Annotated in this window: 13 protein-coding genes; 7 read left to right on the top strand and 6 right to left on the bottom strand. The window is 60.9% G+C overall.

The window, feature by feature from the left end:
- Positions 1–134: 134 nt before the first annotated feature.
- The 5 genes from ACYYKW_RS21710 (at position 135) to ACYYKW_RS21690 (ending at position 5,647) form a co-directional block, all read left to right on the top strand.
- On the top strand, positions 135–1,730 hold the full coding sequence (locus ACYYKW_RS21710; protein ID WP_464991125.1) for an amino acid adenylation domain-containing protein: 1,596 nt from the start codon (positions 135–137) through the stop codon (positions 1,728–1,730).
- Positions 1,727–3,061 (top strand): hypothetical protein, encoded by a 1,335-nt coding sequence (locus ACYYKW_RS21705; protein ID WP_464991124.1) that lies wholly within the window; start codon positions 1,727–1,729, stop codon positions 3,059–3,061. Before ACYYKW_RS21710 ends, ACYYKW_RS21705 begins: the two co-directional genes overlap by 4 nt.
- 51 nt (positions 3,062–3,112) lie before the next feature.
- A complete protein-coding gene (locus ACYYKW_RS21700) occupies positions 3,113–3,877 on the top strand; it encodes an enoyl-CoA hydratase-related protein (protein WP_464991123.1) in 765 nt (254 codons plus the stop codon).
- 121 nt (positions 3,878–3,998) lie between these two features.
- Positions 3,999–5,105: a catalase family peroxidase gene (locus ACYYKW_RS21695; RefSeq protein ID WP_464991122.1), complete on the top strand. Its 1,107-nt coding sequence runs from the start codon at positions 3,999–4,001 to the stop codon at positions 5,103–5,105.
- A complete protein-coding gene (locus ACYYKW_RS21690) occupies positions 5,102–5,647 on the top strand; it encodes a cytochrome b (RefSeq protein WP_093100491.1) in 546 nt (181 codons plus the stop codon). Before ACYYKW_RS21695 ends, ACYYKW_RS21690 begins: the two co-directional genes overlap by 4 nt.
- 58 nt (positions 5,648–5,705) lie before the next feature.
- On the opposite strand, the gene ACYYKW_RS21685 is transcribed toward ACYYKW_RS21690, so the two are convergent.
- Both ACYYKW_RS21685 and ACYYKW_RS21680 read right to left on the bottom strand, forming a co-directional pair.
- Complete coding sequence (locus ACYYKW_RS21685; RefSeq protein ID WP_464991121.1) at positions 5,706–6,857, bottom strand: M14 family metallopeptidase; 1,152 nt, start codon at positions 6,855–6,857, stop codon at positions 5,706–5,708.
- Between the two features lie 479 nt (positions 6,858–7,336).
- Positions 7,337–7,675: a DUF6124 family protein gene (locus ACYYKW_RS21680; RefSeq protein ID WP_090284444.1), complete on the bottom strand. Its 339-nt coding sequence runs from the start codon at positions 7,673–7,675 to the stop codon at positions 7,337–7,339.
- A gap of 131 nt (positions 7,676–7,806) precedes the next feature.
- On the opposite strand from ACYYKW_RS21680, the gene ACYYKW_RS21675 reads away from it, so the two are divergent.
- Complete coding sequence (locus ACYYKW_RS21675) at positions 7,807–8,466, top strand: LexA family protein (protein WP_090284443.1); 660 nt, start codon at positions 7,807–7,809, stop codon at positions 8,464–8,466.
- A 39-nt stretch (positions 8,467–8,505) separates the two neighbouring features.
- Here the strand turns inward: ACYYKW_RS21675 and ACYYKW_RS21670 are convergent, their stop codons facing one another.
- The 4 genes from ACYYKW_RS21670 to ACYYKW_RS21655 all read right to left on the bottom strand — a co-directional run bounded on the left by ACYYKW_RS21670 (position 8,506) and on the right by ACYYKW_RS21655 (position 14,267).
- Positions 8,506–10,455, bottom strand: coding sequence for an acetyl/propionyl/methylcrotonyl-CoA carboxylase subunit alpha (locus ACYYKW_RS21670; protein ID WP_464991120.1), 1,950 nt, complete (start codon positions 10,453–10,455; stop codon positions 8,506–8,508).
- The gene (locus ACYYKW_RS21665) at positions 10,455–11,270 is read right to left on the bottom strand and encodes a gamma-carboxygeranoyl-CoA hydratase (protein WP_093100499.1); all 816 of its coding nucleotides are present in this window, start codon (positions 11,268–11,270) and stop codon (positions 10,455–10,457) included. Before ACYYKW_RS21665 ends, ACYYKW_RS21670 begins: the two co-directional genes overlap by 1 nt.
- A 119-nt stretch (positions 11,271–11,389) precedes the next feature.
- On the bottom strand, positions 11,390–12,994 hold the full coding sequence (locus ACYYKW_RS21660) for a carboxyl transferase domain-containing protein (RefSeq protein ID WP_464991119.1): 1,605 nt from the start codon (positions 12,992–12,994) through the stop codon (positions 11,390–11,392).
- A 109-nt stretch (positions 12,995–13,103) separates the two neighbouring features.
- Positions 13,104–14,267, bottom strand: coding sequence for an isovaleryl-CoA dehydrogenase (locus tag ACYYKW_RS21655; RefSeq protein WP_464991118.1), 1,164 nt, complete (start codon positions 14,265–14,267; stop codon positions 13,104–13,106).
- Positions 14,268–14,565: 298 nt separating this feature from the next.
- Between ACYYKW_RS21655 and ACYYKW_RS21650 the strand changes: the two genes are divergently transcribed.
- Positions 14,566–16,263, top strand: coding sequence for an AMP-binding protein (locus tag ACYYKW_RS21650; RefSeq protein ID WP_464991117.1), 1,698 nt, complete (start codon positions 14,566–14,568; stop codon positions 16,261–16,263).
- Positions 16,264–16,354 lie beyond the last annotated feature (91 nt).

Genomic DNA, 16,354 nt, shown 5'->3' with positions numbered 1-16,354 from the left:
CGCTTCTTGTCGTCCTTGTAATGGATTTTCCGTTCGCTGCTCAACCCATTTGAGACGCGCATCTGTCTGTGGCTGCAACCCAGGCCACAGCGGACGCGACCAGACAGGATTGAAATCAGCTAAAGGGATATTCCATGCAAGCGTTCGCAAGCACTCGCCGAGCAACACAGGGATTTGATAGCGCAGTAAAGGTCGAGACCGTTCCATGGCAGCGATTTGGCTGCGGCCCAAAGATCGAACCGGATGCGCAGTTGATTCATCGTGCGATCGAAGAGCAGGCGCGTGTCCGGCCTGAAGCGATTGCCGCGCAGCATCAGGGGCGGTTCATTCGCTATGGTGAATTGAATCGCCAGGCCAATCGGCTCGCAGGCGTGTTGCTTGAGCAAGGTGTATCGCCTGGCGACCACGTGGCGTTGTTTGTCGAGCGTTCGATTCCGATGCTGGTGGGCATGCTGGCGGTGTTGAAAGTCGGCGCCGCCTATATTCCGCAACATGTCGGCATTACCCCCGTTGCGCAATTGCGTCACATCATGGACGTCGCCAAGGTGCGTGTGGTCCTGACCCTTGGCGAACTGGCACAAGCGATTCCCTTGACCCCGGCCCAACACTGCATTCATCTGGACGAGTTCATCAGCGTTGTCAGTGCGCCAGCGGATGAGCAGAACGTCGTGGGTGCAAGCTCATTGGTGGATCCGGTCTGTTTTGTGTTGTTTACCTCAGGCACGACCGGCCTGCCCAACGGCGTGCGCGTGACTCAGCGCAACGTGTGCAACATTTTGCTGACCGCACCCGGCAATCTCGGTATGCGGCCCGGATTGACAGTCGGGCAGATCCTCAACATCGCGTTCGACATGGCGGCCTGGGAAATACTCGGGTGTCTGGCCCATGGCGCAACGCTGTTGATTCGCGGCAAGGACATCGCGCGGACCGCCGAACAGTGCGATGTGCTGATCGCGACGCCTTCGATGCTCGCCACGCTGGATGCTGCTCGTTGCAGTCGGGTGAAAGTGGTCGCTTTGGCGGGTGAGCCTTGCCCGCGGCCATTGGCCGAACGCTGGGCGGCGTTTTGCACGTTTTACAATGCATGCGGACCGACCGAAACCACCATCGTCAATACGATGCAGCATTATCGGGGGGCGGGAGCGCTGACGATCGGCAAGCCGACGCCCAATAACACCGTGTATGTGCTCAATGAGGCCGGGCAGCTTTGCGGCCCGGGCGAACAGGGCGAGATGTGGGCGGGTGGCGATTGCGTGACGGCAGGCTACCTGGGCAATCCCCAACTGACTGGCGAGCGCTACCAACCCGACCCGTTTCTGGGTCAGGGGCGCATGATGTTCCGCACGCGTGATCTCGGGCGCTGGACTGAAGACGGTGAGCTGGAACACCTTGGGCGTGTCGACGATCAGGTCAAGGTCCGCGGTTTTCGGGTGGAGCTCGACTCGGTATCGACGGTGCTGGAGTCTGTGCCGAACTGCGAACGCGCGGTCACGCTCAAACTCGACAGCCGGCATCTGGTGGCATTCGTCTATCCCGCCAGCATCGACGTTGAGGCCGCTCGCGCCTGCTGTGAAAACCGACTTGCCTATTACTGCGTGCCGTCGCTGATTCTGGCCGTGGATGCGATACCGCTGACGTCCCGTGGCAAAGTCGACAAGCGCTTGCTGCTCGAATGGGCAGTCGCGCACCAGACGCGAGCGACTGGCACAGCGTCGCAGGTGCCTGCATGAGCGCGATGCAAACGGAGATTGTCTTGCCGCCGCGCCGTGCACTCTGGCGGCGGCTGGGAACGCTGTCGCTGTTCTCGCATTACAACCGCCTGGTGATGCTGGTGCTGGCGTGCAACGTCGCGGTGCTGGGCTACGGGCTTGAAATCGGCCAATGGTGGTCTTCTGCCAGTGTGGATTTGCCTGTGCTGTCCGGGCTGGTGATGGCCAACCTTTCGCTGGCGATCCTGATGCGTCAGCAGTACGTCATCAATCTGTTGTTCTGGCTGGCGACGCGGGCGCCGACGTGTTGGCCGCTGGCTATTCGCCGCTCGCTGGCCAAGGTCTATCACTTCGGTGGGCTGCACAGCGGTGGCGCGATGGCGGCGATTGCCTGGTTTGCGCTGCTGTTCGGTTCGATGATCTGGCAACGGTACGCAGGGCCGGGTGATGTTTCGCTGACGCTGCTCGGCCTCAATGGTGGGTTGCTCGGGCTGATGTTGCTGGTCGCGATCATGGCCATCCCGGCTGTACGCGCGCGATTCCATAATGCCTTCGAGCGAACTCACCGTTTCGCCGGATGGGCTGCGCTGGCGTTGTTTTGGGTAATCACAGTGGTGTCTGCCCGCGAGCAGAATCCGACGGCGGCGTTGTTCGACGTTGTTCCTCGCACGGTCTCGTTCTGGGTGCTGCTGCTGGTGACGCTCAGCGTTGCGCTGCCTTGGCTGCGGTTGCGTAAAGTGCCTGTCAGCCTCGTCCGCACTTCTTCACACGCAGTGATAGCCCGCTTTGCGCATCACACGCCGTTCGCCGGTTCCGCCACGGCGATCAGTCGCAGCCCGCTGTGGGAATGGCACTCCTTCGCGAATATTCCTGCGCCGGGAGAGGAAGGTTTTCGACTGATCATTTCCCGTGCCGGCGACTGGACGGGTGCCTTTATCGAGCAGGCGCCGACGCATGTCTGGGTCAAGGGCATCAGCACTGCAGGCGTTGCACGCATCGAAACGCTGTTCAAGTCAGTGGTGTATATCGCCACCGGCAGTGGTATCGGGCCCGTGTTGCCCCATTTACTGGCCAGGCAAGTGCCCATACGCCTGATCTGGTCCACGCGCAGCCCGAGGACAACCTATGGCGACGCGTTGGTCGATGAAATCCTGCAAGTCCAGCCTGACGCGCTGATCTGGGATACCGATGTGCGCGGAAAACCTGATCTGGTGACACTCGCTTATGCCGCCGTGCAGTCGTTCGGCGCCGAAGCAGTCATTTGCATTTCCAATCAGAAACTGACCGAGCAGGTCGTGGAGGAAATGGAAGCACGGGGCATTCCTGCCTACGGCGCCATTTGGGACTCCTGACCGTGCTGCGAAAACTTTCCCGACAGACTTTTTCCAAGCGATGAGATGACCATGAGTGTATTGATCGAACGAATGGGCCGGGTCGTATTGATCCGGTTGAATCGACCACAGGCACGAAATGCCCTGAGTACGGCGGTAATGCACCAATTGCTGGACGCAATGCGCGGGTTGGACGCCGATCCTGACGTAGGGTGTTTCGTGATTACCGGTACCCCCGAGTACTTTGCTGCGGGCGCGGACATCAAGGAGATGTACACCAAGTCGTGCCTGGACATGATTACCGAAGATTACTTCGCCGGATGGGATGCTTTCGCTGGGTTTCGAACGCCAAAAGTGGCAGCCGTCGCCGGGTTCGCCTTTGGCGGTGGCTGTGAGCTGGCGATGATGTGCGACGTAATCATCGCCGCTGAGTCCGCACAATTTGCTTTACCGGAAATCACCTTGGGCGTCATGCCGGGCATGGGTGGCACTCAACGGCTGACGCGGGCCATCGGCAGGGCCAAGGCTATGGACATGATTCTCACCGGGCGTGCGATGGGCGCGAGGGAGGCCGAGCAGGCAGGACTGGTATCACGCGTGACGGCCGCCGATCAGTTGCTCGAAGAGGCAGTGGCCGTGGCACGACGCATCGCCGGATTTCCGCGAACGGCGGCGCTGGCTGCCCGCGAAGCGGTTAACCATGCGCTGGAAACGGGACTGCGCAACGGCGTGTTGTTTGAGCGGAGGGTGTTTCACGGTTTGTTCAGCACGCCCGGACAGAAAGAGGGGATGCAAGCCTTTCTGGAGAAGCGCGAGCCTCGTTTCGAGCAGCTTTGAATCGCTCAAGCGCAGCGTCCTACACGGTGCGGTGAAAGAAACTACAGTTCTGAAGGAATAAACCTGCGAGGCGTACGTCTCATAGCACCTTTCCTTCTGGCCTTTGGCTCTGGAGTCTTTCATGGTTGACCGCACCTCACCTGACACAACGCCGCCCGGAAGGGCACAGCGTCCACCCTTGGGTGCTGCAAGTCTGATATTGCGCCTGGGCGGTATTGCCGTGGTTGTCGCCGCTGTGGCCGGGGCGTTTGCCTACGTGCATGGCAACTTGGACCCACAACGGCTGACGCCAAAAGCGCTGGTGGATGTGCTGGAAAAGAACAACGGTGTGCATCCCGGTTTTCGCCGCAACCACGGCAAAGGCGTCTGCGTGATCGGCCATTTCGAGAGCAGTGGCGAGGCGCGTGCGTTCTCCACTGCACAAGTGTTCAACGAGGCGCAAACGCCGGTGGTCGGACGTTTCGCACTGCCTTCGGGCAACCCGTACGCGCCGGACGGCAGCGTGCCGATCCGCAGTCTGGCGCTGCGTTTCACCCAGGCCAACGGCCAACAGTGGCGCACCGGCATGAACAGCATGCCGGTGTTTCCGGTGGGCACGCCAGAGGCGTTCTATCAGCTACAGCAGGCGCAGTCGCCGGACCCGGCCACCGGTAAGCCGGACCCGACGAAAGTCCCGGCGTTCTTCGCCGCGCACCCGGAAGCAGTGCCCTTTCTGACCTGGATCAAGACGGCCAGACCGTCGGCCAGTTACGCCACCGAAACCTATAACAGCGTCAACGCGTTTTACCTGGTCGACGGTAACGGCAAGAAACAGGCGGTGCGCTGGAGCATGACCCCCGTTGCGCGCGACGCTGCCGGTGCTACCGCGCCCGAGGGCGGCGATTTCCTTGAAAAGGATCTGGTGCAACGCCTGGCATCGGGGCCACTGCGTTTTCAATTGAATATCACCCTCGCCAATCCTGAGGATCCGGTCAACGACGCCAGCAAGAACTGGCCCGCCGAGCGCAAAGTGTTGAATGCCGGCACGTTGGTGCTGGAGAAAACCCAACCGCAACTGAGCGGCGAGTGCCGTGACATCAACTACGACCCGCTGGTTTTGCCGGCCGGCATTCAAGGTTCCGACGACCCGTTGCTCGCCGCCCGATCGGCCGGCTATGCCGATTCCTACCTGCGCCGCACCAGCGAAGTCAGCCAGTTGCCCGCCGCCAAACAGGAGGCTCGCCCATGAGCACCCAACCGACCCATTTCGTTTTGCTGGCGCGGCTGCTGCACTGGCTGATGGCCGTGATGATCATCGCCATGCTGTTTATCGGTGCCGGCATGGTCACCTCGGTGTCCGAGCGGCATGAATGGCTGATCCATCTGCACAAGCCGCTGGGCATTGCCATTCTGGCGCTGGTGATCGTCCGTCTGCTGGTGCGCTGGAGCACACGCCAGCCACCGCTGCCGGCTGATCTGCCGGACTGGCAAGCGCTGGCGGCCAAGGCCTCGCATTGGTTGTTGTATGGATTGATGCTGGTGTTGCCGTTGCTCGGCTGGGCGATGATCAGCGCCTCGGGCGAGCCGGTGATGCTCGGTACGGCGTTGCAATTGCCGGCCATTGTGCCCGCCGATGCTCAGTTGTTCGCGCTGCTGCGCAAGGCGCACGGCTATCTGGCGTATCTGTTGTTTCTGACGGTGCTGGTGCATCTGGCGGCAGCGTTGTTCCATGGCTGGATACGGCGTGACGAAGTGCTCGACAGCATGTTGCGCGGTCGCGATCGCGGCTGATCGCCGCAACCGGCGCATCAAGTCGATGCGCCGGTTGCCGATCAGCGAGGGCAGGGGGTCAGCGCAGGATATCGACCATGTCGGCGATGGTGGTCAGCACATCCTTGCCCAATTGTTTCGAGCGCTTGCCCGACCAGCCGGTGATTTGGTCGGGGTGGTCATCGTGGTCCTTGAACGGCATTTCCAGTGTCAGCGACAGGCAGTCGTATTTCTGCCCGACACTGTTGCAAGCCAGAGTCATGTTGGCCTGGCCCGGTTCGTCGCGGCTGTAGCCGTACTGGGTCTGGAAATCCCTGGTCGTGTGCTTGAGGTGTGTGTTGAAGTGCTCTTCGAGCTTTTCGATGCGCGGCGTGAACCCGGGATTACCTTCGCAACCGGCAGTGAACACGTGGGGGATCTCCTCGTCCCCGTGTACGTCGATGAACAGATCGACGCCATACTTTTCCATTTGCTGCTGTACGAAAAGTACCTCGGGGCTGATTTCCTGGCTGGCGTTCTGCCAAGCGCGATTCAAGTCCTGGCCCATGGCGTTGGTGCGCAAATGGCCGTGGAAGGCACCGTCCGGGTTCATGTTCGGCACCAGGTACAGATCGGCGCTGGCCAGCAGTTTGTTCAGCACCGGATCGTCTTGTCTTTCCAGGCGCTCGATCACGCCTTCCATGAACCACTCGGCCATGTGCTCGCCCGGGTGTTGCTGAGCGATGATCCAGACCTTGCGCTGGCCTTCGTCGCCGCTGCCCTTGCGCAGTAACTGGATGTCACGACCTTCGACGCTCTTGCCCGTCGCCAGCAGTTGCGTGCCGGCCTTGCTCAGTGCCTGCTCGATCAGCCAGTCATGGCGGCCGCGGCTGTACGGTTCGAAATAGGCGAACCAGGCGTGGGTCTGGGTGGCTTCGAGGCCGAAACGCAGGGAGTCGCCTTCGAAAATGGTCGGAATGCGGAACCAGTTGACGTGATCGTAGGACGCCACGGCCTGGTAGCCGGTCCAGGCTTTGTTATACGAAGACTGGCTGGCGTTGATCAGCCGGAACCAGTGTTCCTGGCCGACATGCAGACCGCTGGCCTTGAAGTGGAACCATTGAAAATGTGCGCTGCGGGTATCCGGGCGAATCGCCAGAACCGGGCTGAGCGGATTGCTGAGATCAATGACTTGAATGTTGCCGCTGTCGAAATTGGCGCTGATGTCGAACGAGGATTTGGCCACGGACATAATCGATTCCTGAACACGATTTTATGGCCGTCACTTTACACGCAGGCTGGTTTGAAACCGAGGGGAATTGCGGGGGCTGCAGCGGGGGGCGTCCTCCGTGACGCGCAAGCAGCTTAGAGAGTGTGCGAGTGATTCTCAAGTGCTAATTGGTAAAGTTTGCCCCAATGTGGCCGGGCTTCGCTTGTCATCCGATATTCTTTTGATATTATCCGCGCCATCGAATGCGCAACACCCAAAGACTTCATTAGCCTGAAGCCATAAGCCCGAAAAACGGGCAAAAAAAGACCCGGCAAAAAGCCGGGTCAAAAACCGTGATTAGCCTGATGAGGAGATAGTCCAGAAGACCGACCTAAGGTCTCTGGTCCATCGACTGATCTCGCGACCAGCTGCTTGCAATAATAATCATTATCATTTGCAAGTCAAATGTTTTTATCCGCCTGATTGGAAAATTCTTTCCTGTCTCGTTCCGTCTGCTGTGCTCAGGCTTCTTCGCCATCGAGCGAATGGTCGACCATCGCCCGCGCCATATCCACCATGTGCACCACGGAAAACGCCAGATCGCGGCTCGCGCCCTGCAGGGTTTCCGCGGCCTTGAACGCTGTCGCCGCCGCACAGCGCAACAGGTCCGAAGCATGCACCAGGGCTTCTTCACCGCTGAGGTGACGTTTGACGTCGAAAAAACGCTCATCCACCTCGGGTTCTGACACAGCCGGTTTCAAGTAATAGTCCAGCGCCCGTTGCGCTGCCGCGTTGCCCTGAGGCGAAGTAAACGTGGTGTCCATTTGCAGATCGGGCAAGTCTTTGCTGCTGATAGTCATGATGACGAGGCACTCCTTGTTCGATTGAGAATCCGTCCTCTCAGCATAGTACTGTGCGTAGTTGTGACTAGAATTTAAATACTACAATTTGTGTTTTGCCGGCCGAAGGCGTCGACAGTAAGGTGCTGCACATGGATAAATGGATTGAGTTGGTCAAGGCCAAGATGAGTGAACTCAAAATCACTCAAACAGAGCTCGGAGAGCGCGTCGGCATGTCCCAGGGCGGGATCGGTCATTGGCTGAACAAGCGTCGCGAACCCGGTGTCACCGAGATGAACCGCGTGCTGCAGGCGCTGGGTCTGGATTTTCTCGAAGTGGTGCTGGTGATTCGTGAGCCGCAAGTTACGCCGGAGGACGAGATGCCGCTGGCGCAGAAGTACAACCCGTACTTCCGTTACCCGGTCAGCGATTGGCAGACGACTTGCGAGGTGCGCGAAGGCGACCCGGCGTCCTACACCAGGGCCTCCGCTAAACAGCGCTTCGAACTCACCGATTACCACGCACGCGGCGCGGCGTTCTGGTTGACGGTAGCGGGGGACTCGATGACCGCGCCGACTGGCCAGAGCATTGCCGAAGGCATGCTGATTCTGGTCGATCCGGCGGTTGAGGCGGTGCCAGGCAAACTGGTGATTGCCCAGTGGCCCGACAGCCCGGAAGCGATTTTCCGCAAACTCGACGAACAGGGCGGCCAGCGGTACCTGGTACCGCTCAACCCAACCTGGCCGAAAGCCCTGCTGACCGATGAGTGTCGAATCATTGGCGTCGTGGTGCAGGCCACGGCGCGTTACTAGTCAGATCGATCCTCGCCAGGCGTAGGATCGATCCTTCATTTACACGGCTTCCAGCTCCACCAGAGCGCTGCCTTCGCCGACCATTTCGCCCTCCTGACAATACAGCGCTTTGATCACCCCGGCATGCGGCGCGCGAACGCTGTGCTCCATTTTCATCGCTTCCAGCACCACCAATTGCGCCCCAGCCTCGACCGATTGGCCGGCCTCGACCAGCACGCGGACGATGCTGCCGTTCATTGGTGCAGTCAGACCGCCCTGATGGCTGTGACTGGCATCGACGGCGCTGATCGGGTCGTACGTTTCGATACGTCGTAACTCGCCGTCCCATTGCAGATACAGCGCATCGCCCTGGCGAATGGTGCGCAAACTACGGCGCACACCTGCTTCTTCCACGATGAGTGCTTCGCCGCTCAGTCTGGCATTGCCGGTGTCATTCAACGTCAGCGCTTTATCCTGACCTTCGCAACTCAAATGCAGGGTTGTTTCGCCTGGCAAGCCTGTGCGTAAACCGCTGTTGTGAGACCACGGCGAAGCCGGATCATCCACGCGCGTACGCTGCGGCAGACTCTGCGCCAGCGCTTGCGCCGCCGCGTTCCAGAACGCATCGCTCAACGGTTGCGCCGCTGGCAGCAGTTGCTCCTGATAGCGCGGAATAAACCCGGTATCCAGTTCAGCGGCAGCAAATGCCGGATGCGCAATGATCCGCCGCAAGAAGTTGATGTTGGTCTTCAAACCGCCGATGGCAAATTCGTCAAGCATGCTCAACAAGCGCAGTCTGGCCTGTTCACGGTCCTCGCCCCAGGCGATCAGCTTGCCGAGCATCGGATCATAGAACGGCGAGATTTCATCGCCTTCGTCGACGCCGCTGTCTACGCGACGCCCCGGTCCGTCAGCGGATTCGCGGTACAGCGCCAAACGTCCGGTCGCCGGTAGAAAGTCATTCGCCGGATCTTCTGCGTACAGGCGAACTTCAATCGCGTGACCGTTGAGCGGCACCTGCTCCTGAGTCATCGGCAGCGCCTCACCACGGGCGACGCGAATCTGCCACGCCACCAGGTCCAGACCGGTGATGGCTTCAGTCACCGGATGCTCGACCTGCAACCGCGTGTTCATTTCCATGAAGAAGAATTCGCCGCGTGCGTCCAGCAAGAACTCCACAGTCCCCGCGCCGACATAACCGATCGCCTGCGCCGAGCGCACGGCCGCTTCGCCCATCGCCCGCCGCAGTTCCGCGGACAGGCCCGGCGCGGGGGCTTCCTCGACGACCTTCTGGTGACGTCGTTGAATCGAGCAATCGCGCTCATTCAGGTACAGGCAATGGCCAAGCTGATCGGCAAAGATCTGGATTTCCACATGCCGCGGCTTGAGCAGGTATTTCTCCACCAGCATCCGTGAGTCGCCGAACGACGACTGCGCCTCACGCTGCGCCGAGGCCAGCGCTTCGGCCAGCTGGCTGACGTCCTCGACCACTTTCATGCCTTTGCCGCCACCCCCGGCGGTGGCTTTGAGCAGCACCGGATAGCCGATGCGCTCGCAGGCCGCGCGGAAGGTATCGAGATCCTGCGCTTCGCCGTGGTAACCCGGCACCAACGGCACGCCGGCCGTTTCCATAAGCGCCTTGGCCGCGGATTTGCTGCCCATGGCGTCGATGGCCGAGGCGGGGGGACCGAGGAAAATCAAGCCGGCCGCTTCGATGGCGCGGGCGAAACCGGCATTCTCGGAGAGAAATCCATAACCGGGATGGATCGCTTGAGCGCCGCTGGCCTTGGCCGCCGCGATCAACTTGTCGATCTGCAAATAACTGTCGGCCGCTTTGCTGCCGCCCAGATCGACGCGGATGTCCGCTTCACGGCTGTGCCGCGCTTCGCGATCAGTGGCGCTGTGCACCGCGACGGTGGTCAGGCCCAGGGCCTTGGCGGTGCGCATGATGCGGCAGGCGATTTCGCCACGGTTGGCCACTAACAGAGTGGTGAGAACGGGTGCGCTCATCAACGCGGCTCCTCGGTGGTGGTTGCGGCTTGCCAGCTCGGCGGACGTTTTTGCAGGAAGGCGCGCAGGCCTTCCTGGCCTTCAGGGCTGACGCGAATACGGGCGATGGCATTTTCGGTATAGCGGCGCAGCGCCGGGGTCAGCGCGCCATGGCCGACCTCACGCAGCAAGTCCTTGCTGGCGCGCATGGCAGCAGGGCTGTTAAGCAGCAGATTGTTGATCCACTGGTCGACTTGTTGCTCGAGTTCGGCTGGCGGATAGCTTTCGGACAGCAAACCGATCTCACGCGCCCGCTGTCCGCCGAAGCGTTCGGCCGTCAGCGCATAGCGCCGCGCCGCGCGTTCGCCGATTGCCTGGACCACGAACGGGCTGATCACTGCAGGCGCCAGGCCGATACGCACTTCCGACAGACAGAACTGAGCGTCATCGGCACCGATCGCCATGTCGCAGCAGCTTATCAGCCCCAGCGCGCCACCGAACGCGGCACCTTGCACCACCGCCAGCGCAGGAATCTTCAGCTTGGCGAGGTTGTACATCAGCTCGGCCAGCTCGCGGGCGTCGTCGAGGTTGGTGTGGTAATCGAGCTCGGCCGATTGCTGCATCCACGCCAGATCGGCGCCGGCGCTGAAGTGCTTGCCACGGCCGCGCACCAGCAGGAAGCGCAGACTGGCGTCGCTGGCGACCTTGTCCAGAGCGAGGATCAGTTCGCGGATCATCTCGGCATTGAAGGCGTTGTTTTTCTCGGCGCGGTCGAGCCACAGCGTGGCGAAACCGCGTGGGTCGCTTTGCAGTTCAAGGGTATTGAAGTCGCTCATATTCATCCGTCTCCACGGTTTCTTTAGGAGTGAGCCTGCTCGCGAAAGCGATGTATCAGGCGATGCATTCGCTGCCTGACAGACCTTATTCGCGAGCAGGCTCGCTCCTACAGAAAGCATCACATCCGGAACACGCCGAAGCGGCTCGGTTCGATTGGCGCGTTCAGCGACGCGGAAAGGGCCAGGGCCAGTACATCGCGGGTCTGCGCCGGGTCGATGACGCCGTCGTCCCACAGTCGTGCGCTGGAATAGTAGGGGTGACCCTGTTCTTCGTACTGGTCGAGAATCGGCTGCTTGATCTCGTTTTCCTGTTCGGCGGTGAACGCCTGACCGCTGCGTTCAGCCTGCTCGCGCTTGACCTGCACCAGCACACCGGCGGCTTGTTCGGCACCCATGACGCCGATGCGCGCGTTCGGCCACATCCACAGGAAACGCGGGTCGTAAGCACGCCCGCACATGCCGTAGTTACCGGCGCCGAAGCTGCCACCGATGATCACCGTGAACTTCGGCACCTTGGCGCAGGCCACTGCCGTTACCAGTTTGGCGCCGTGCTTGGCGATGCCGCCGGCCTCGTATTTCTGCCCGACCATGAAACCGGTGATGTTCTGCAGAAACAGCAACGGAATGCCACGCTGGCAGGCCAGTTCGATGAAGTGCGCGCCTTTCTGTGCGGCTTCGGCGAAGAGGATGCCGTTGTTCGCCAGCATCGCAATCGGGTAACCGTGCAGATGGGCGAAACCGCAGACCAGGGTGGTGCCAAACAGTGCCTTGAATTCATCGAACACCGAACCGTCGACCAGCCGCGCAATCACTTCGCGCACATCGAACGGCTGCTTGGCATCGGCCGAGACCACGCCGTACAACTCATCGCTGGCGTACAGCGGCGCAATCGGCGTGCGCTGCTGCACTTCGCCGAGCTTGCGCCAGTTGAGGTTGGCGACGCTGCGGCGGGCGAGGGCGAGGGCGTGTTCGTCGCTCTCGGCATAATGGTCAGCCACGCCGGAGGTCTTGCAATGCACATCGGCACCGCCAAGGTCTTCGGCGCTGACCACTTCGCCGGTCGCGGCTTTTACCAGCGGCGGGCCGGCGAGGAAAATCGTCGCCTGGTTACGCACCATGATCGCTTCATCCGCCATCGCCGGCACGTACGCACCGCCTGCGGTGCACGAGCCCATGACCACGGCAATCTGGGGGATGCCCATCGCGCTCATGTTGGCCTGATTGAAGAAGATCCGCCCGAAATGCTCGCGGTCAGGAAACACTTCATCCTGACGCGGCAGGTTGGCGCCGCCCGAGTCCACCAGGTAGATGCACGGCAGACGATTCTGCTGGGCGATGGTCTGTGCGCGCAGGTGTTTCTTTACGGTCAGCGGGTAATACGAACCGCCTTTCACCGTGGCATCGTTGGCGACGATCATGCACTCGACGCCTTCGACCCGGCCGATCCCGGCGATTACGCCCGCCGCCGGCACGTCCTCGCCATACACCGCGTGAGCGGCCAACTGGCTGATTTCCAGAAACGGCGAGCCCGGATCAAGCAAGCGGTTGATGCGCTCACGCGGGAGCAATTTGCCCCGCGACGTGTGTCGTTCCTGGGCTTTGGCGCCGCCGCCCTGTGCAACTTGGGCGAGCAACGTGTGCAGGGCGTCGACCTGCTTGAGCATTGCCGCGCTGTTGGCGGCGAACTCGGCTGAACGCGGATTGAGCTGAGTGTGCAAAATCATGGGGGGCTTACTCCGTAAGCAGCTTTTAGCTACAAGCGGCAAGCTGCAAGTTGGGGCAAGAGCGCGTTTCTCTTGCAGCTTGTAGCTTGCGGCTTGCAGCTGACGAAATTCATTTCGTTTCGTTGAAGAGTTCGCGGCCGATCAGCATGCGTCGGATCTCGCTGGTGCCGGCGCCGATTTCGTACAGCTTGGCGTCGCGCAGCAGACGGCCCGCCGGGAATTCGTTGATGTAGCCGTTGCCACCAAGAATCTGGATCGCGTCGAGGGCCATCTGCGTGGCGCGCTCGGCGGTGTAGAGGATCACCCCGGCGGCGTCCTTGCGGGTGGTTTCGCCGCGCTCGCAGGCCTGCGCCACCGCATAGAGGTAGGCGCGGCTGGCGTTGAGCTGGGTGTACATGTCGGCGACTTTGCCCTGGATCAGCTGGAACTCGCCGATGCTCTGGCCGAACTGCTTGCGGTCGTGGATGTACGGCACGATCAGGTCCATGCACGACTGCATGATTCCGGTCGGCCCGCCGGAGAGCACCACGCGTTCGTAATCGAGGCCGCTCATCAAGACTTTCACGCCGCCGTTGAGCACGCCGAGAATATTCTCTTGCGGCACCTCAACGTCATCGAAAAACAGTTCGCAGGTATTGGAGCCGCGCATGCCCAGCTTGTCGAACTTGTTGCTGCGGCTGAAGCCTTTCCAGTCGCGCTCAACGATGAAGGCGGTGATGCCGTGCGGGCCTTTTTCCAGATCGGTCTTGGCGTAGATCACGTAGGTGTTGGCGTCAGGACCGTTGGTGATCCAGGTCTTGCTGCCGTTGAGCACGAAACGATCGCCGCGCTTGTCGGCGCGCAGTTTCATCGAAACCACGTCGGAACCGGCGTTCGGCTCGCTCATCGCCAGCGCACCCACGTGTTCGCCGCTGATCAGCTGCGGCAGGTATTTGGTTTTTTGCTCGTGATTGCCGTTGCGGTTGATCTGGTTGACGCAGAGATTGGAGTGCGCGCCGTAGGACAACGCCACCGAAGCCGAGCCGCGGCTGATTTCTTCCATCGCCACCACGTGCGCCAGATATCCGAGGCCAGCGCCGCCATATTCTTCCGGGACGGTGACACCGAGCAGGCCCATGTCACCGAATTTGCGCCACAGGTCGGCGGGGAACAGGTTGTCGCTGTCTATTTGCGCCGCGCGCGGGGCGATCTGGTCTGCGACGAAAGACTGGACCTGATCGCGCAGCATGTCGATGGTTTCACCGAGGGCGAAGTTCAGGGATGGATAGCTCATGCGGCACCTTTTGGCTTTTTTGTAGTGGCAGTGAAAACGGTCGGTCAGTTATCACCTTTACGTTAACGTAAGCCTGCGACGAATGACTGTCAATCACACTTTACGTTAACGTCAACTTGGGCGAGAGTAAGACCATTCAGGATTGAAAAGCGCAGTGCTTTCTGTAGGAGTGAGCCTGCTCGCGATGGCGTCAGATCAGTCACCATCCTCGTCGACTGAATAATCGCCATCGCGAGCAGGCTCACTCCTACAGGGTAATTTCGATATACCCACTAATAAAGACAAGAAGGGGGTCATCATGGATCAACCCAGTGCCGCACCGCAGCGCAGCTACACCCGTGGTTCGCAGGACAAGGCCTTGCTCGCGCTGACCATCGGTCAGCAGTTTGACGCAACCGTCGCGCAATACCCGGACGGTGAAGCGCTGGTGGTCCGCCATCAGCAGTTGCGCTATTCCTGGCGGCAACTGGCCGAGGCAGTGAACGTGCATGCCCGGGCGCTGCTCGCGCTAGGTCTGCAAGCCGGCGACCGCCTCGGTATCTGGGCGCCGAACTGCGCGCAGTGGTGCATCACGCAGGTGGCCACGGCAAAAATCGGCGTGGTTCTGGTCAACATCAACCCGGCCTATCGCAGCGCCGAGCTCGAATACGTGCTCAAGCAATCCGGCTGCCAGTGGCTGGTCTGCGCCGGGTCGTTCAAGTCATCCGACTACCACGGCATGTTGCAGGGGCTGCTGCCGGAACTGGCCGGGCACGCCACCGGCCAATTGAGCAGCGAGCGCCTGCCGGATCTGCGTGGGGTGATCAGCCTCGATGCGCAGCCGCCGCGAGGTTTTCTGCCATGGTCGCAATTGCCTGATCTCGCGCAGAGCGTCACGCCCGAGCAACTGCGCGAACGCAGCAACAGCCTGCACTTCGATCAACCGGTGAACATTCAGTACACCTCCGGCACCACCGGTTTCCCCAAGGGCGCGACCCTCAGTCACTACAACATCCTCAACAACGGTTACATGGTCGGTGAAAGCATCGGCCTGACCCCGCGTGATCGTCTGGTGATCCCGGTGCCGCTGTATCACTGCTTCGGCATGGTCATGGGCAACCTCGGCTGCATCACCCACGGCAGCACGATGATCTACCCGAATGACGCCTTCGATCCGTTACTGACCCTGCAAACCGTCGCCGAAGAACACGCCACCGGACTCTACGGCGTACCGACCATGTTCATCGCCATGCTCGATCAGCCGCAACGCCGCGAGTTCGATCTGTCTAGCCTGCGCACCGGGATCATGGCCGGCGCGACGTGCCCGATCGAAGTGATGCGTCGGGTCATCAGCGAGATGCACATGAGCGAAGTGCAGATCGCCTATGGCATGACCGAAACCAGCCCGGTGTCGCTGCAGACCGGGCCGAACGACGAGCTGGAATTGCGCGTGACCACCGTCGGCCGCACCCAGCCGCAACTGGAAAGCAAGATCATCGACGAGGCCGGCAACCTTGTACCGCGCGGCACCATCGGCGAACTCTGCACCCGCGGTTACAGCGTCATGCTCGGCTACTGGAACAACCCGCAGGCCACCGCTGAAGCCATCGATGAGGCGGGCTGGATGCACACCGGCGATCTGGCGAGCATGGATGAGGCCGGCTACGTCAATATCGCCGGGCGCAACAAGGACATGATCATTCGTGGCGGCGAGAACATTTATCCGCGTGAGCTGGAGGAATTTTTCTTCACTCACCCGGCGGTGGCCGACGTGCAGGTGATCGGCATTCCGTGCTCGCGCTACGGCGAAGAGATCGTCGCGTGGATCAAGTTTCACCCTGGCCACAGTGCGTCCGAGCTGCAATTGCAGGCCTGGTGCAAGGAACGCATCGCCCATTTCAAGACGCCGCGGCACTTCAAATTCGTCGAAGAATTCCCGATGACGGTAACGGGCAAGATTCAGAAATTCAGGATGCGCGAGATCAGCATAGAAGAGCTGCGCGAACAGCAGCCCTGACACAAAACCCCTGTAGGAGTGAGCCTGCTCGCGATAGCGGTGTGTCAGTCGATGCAAATATTGACTGGCACACCGCTATCGCGAGCAGGCT

Source organism: Pseudomonas sp. 15C, from assembly GCF_055484735.1.
The sequence above is the reverse complement of the archived record's forward strand: the minus strand, read 5'-3'. Positions and strand labels throughout refer to the sequence as shown.